The sequence below is a fragment of the Bradyrhizobium sp. CCBAU 45394 genome, assembly GCF_028128655.1.
GTDB lineage: Bacteria > Pseudomonadota > Alphaproteobacteria > Rhizobiales > Xanthobacteraceae > Bradyrhizobium > Bradyrhizobium diazoefficiens.
On the sequence record NZ_LBIX01000087.1, the window covers coordinates 1 to 2,032 of the forward strand.

The 2,032-nt window shown below is 62.0% G+C and carries 2 protein-coding genes and 1 pseudogene; 1 reads left to right on the forward strand and 2 read right to left on the reverse strand.

Annotated features, from left to right (window positions below):
* Window positions 1-63: 63 nt before the first annotated feature.
* Window positions 64-494 (reverse strand): annotated as a pseudogene (locus tag WN73_RS11890) (IS5 family transposase); the annotation flags it as partial.
* 77 nt (window positions 495-571) lie between these two features.
* Window positions 572-1,705, reverse strand: coding sequence for an IS630 family transposase (locus WN73_RS11895; RefSeq protein ID WP_271552904.1), 1,134 nt, complete (start codon window positions 1,703-1,705; stop codon window positions 572-574).
* Between the two features lie 38 nt (window positions 1,706-1,743).
* Between WN73_RS11895 and WN73_RS11900 the strand changes: the two genes are divergently transcribed.
* Window positions 1,744-2,028, forward strand: a complete 285-nt coding sequence (locus WN73_RS11900) for a LexA family protein (protein WP_271552906.1) — start codon at window positions 1,744-1,746, stop codon at window positions 2,026-2,028.
* The last annotated feature ends 4 nt before the right edge of the window (window positions 2,029-2,032 follow it).

A 2,032-nucleotide genomic window follows, 5' to 3' on the forward strand; every position in this document is an offset into this window, starting at 1 on the left:
CCGCAGCTCCATTCCCTGCCAGTTCAAACCTTGCCGTCAGATTAAGTCGAAACTTCTACACCTAAACCGTACAGGACATCCCAAGCCGCGAACGGCCATATGTATCTTGGTGCTCAGGCCGCCGCGCGAACGGCCTATCGCCTGATCTTCAGACCCCCTTTTTTAGCCCCGGCAGCGTGCTGGTGGGCTCGGACAATGGTGGAATCGACAATCAGTTATTCGAAGTCCGGATCGTCGGACATCACCTCGAAGATCCGCCACCAAACACCCTTGAGGCTCCATCGACTGAAGCGCCGGAACACGCTGTTCCAGTCGCCGAACGCCTCCGGAAGATCACGCCAGGGCGAGCCGGTGCGCACGATCCAAAGTACGCCCTCCACAAACATCCGATTGTCCCGGCCCGTCGAACCCTTTTGGTCAGGCCGGCCGATGATCAGCGGCGCCATCCGCTCCCACGTCGCATCGCTCAAAACCAACCGGTCCATCACACCCAAGACTGCCTCACGAAAAGCAGCTTTGAATCTGATTTGCGCCTGTAAAGGAATCCTTAGAGTCCACACCGCCTAGTGGTCTATCCCAGTGATTTTGACTCTTTGGCGGTGGCTGGATAGGCGCGGCCGAGTTTGGCGCGGGCTTTGTCGGTTGTGAACATCCATTTGATGCGGGCTCGGGTTTTGTTCCGCCGCTTTTGCCATGCTGCGATCTCGTTTCGGAGCCATTTGGGATCTTCGATGCGGCGGCCGAGACACTGGCGCTGCAGCACGCTGATCTCGCACTCTACCATATTGAGCCAACTGGCGTGCTTCGGGGTGAAGTGGAATTCGAGGCGGCGCAGGATGCGTCGGGCCTCGGCGGGCGCGAAGGCCTCATACAGCGCCCCAGGCTTGTGGATCGACAAATTGTCCTGCACGACACGGATGCAGGCGGCGTCGGGATAATGGAGGTCGACGAGATCACGCATGCAGTGGGCGTAGTCCACGGCGGCGCGGCGGTCGGTGACCTTGACGTTGCGCCAGCCCCGATGTGGATCGAAGGTGACGAAGAGATTGACGGTGCCGTTGCGGCGATACTCGTAATCATAGCGCTCGCGCTGTCCCGGTTGGGCCGGGACCGGCTGGCGCACCTCGCCGATCAGCTGGACGGGGGTCTCGTCGAAGCAGACCAGCGGCCGGGCGGGATCCGGCGCCTCGGCGTAGAGGTCGAGCACGTCCTCCATGCGGGCAACGTAGTCGCCATCGATATGGGGAATGCACCACATGTCCCTGCGCCATGGCTTAAGGTCGTTCTCGGCCAGCCGGCGACGCACGGTCTCGCCCGACAGGCTGTCGTGATCGGTTAGCTTGACCATCGTGTCAGCCAGCAGCGTCAGCGTCCAGCGTTTGCGGCCGGCGGGCGGCTTGGCGCATGCGGTCGCCACCAGCAGGGCCTCCTCCTTGCCGGTGAGCTTGCGCTCTGCGCCCGGACGCGGCTCCTCGCTCAAGGCCCGCTCCAGATTGCCTTCCACGAAGCGGCGCTTGGTCCGGCCGACGGTGGAGAGGCTGACACTCACGGTCTGGGCAATCTCCTCGTCGCGGCGGCCTCCATCGGCCGCCAGCAAAATCTGCGCCCGCTTAAGCTTGCGGGCGGCGTGCTTGCCGCCGCCGAGCATCGCCGTCAGTTCGTCGCGCTCGGTTTGGCTCGATTCGACCCGATAACGTACATTCATGCTTCGCCTCCTTGTCGGAGGCCGGGACGAATCCAACGATGAGTCAAAAATCAGGCGCGCGCTTCACCGAGAAGCAGGGGCACTACCTCGCTTTCATCCATACCTATTCGTTCATGTTCGGACAGCCGCCCGCCGAAGCCGACATTCAGCGCCACTTCCGCGTCAGCCCGCCGTCAGTCCACCAGATGATCGTCACCCTCGAACGAAACGGCTTCATCCGACGTCAGCCCGGCGTCCCCAGAAGCATCGAAATCCTCGTGCCGCCGGAAAGCTTGCCGATCCTCGAATGGCTCGGTATCAAAACGTCAAAATCACTGGGATGAACCA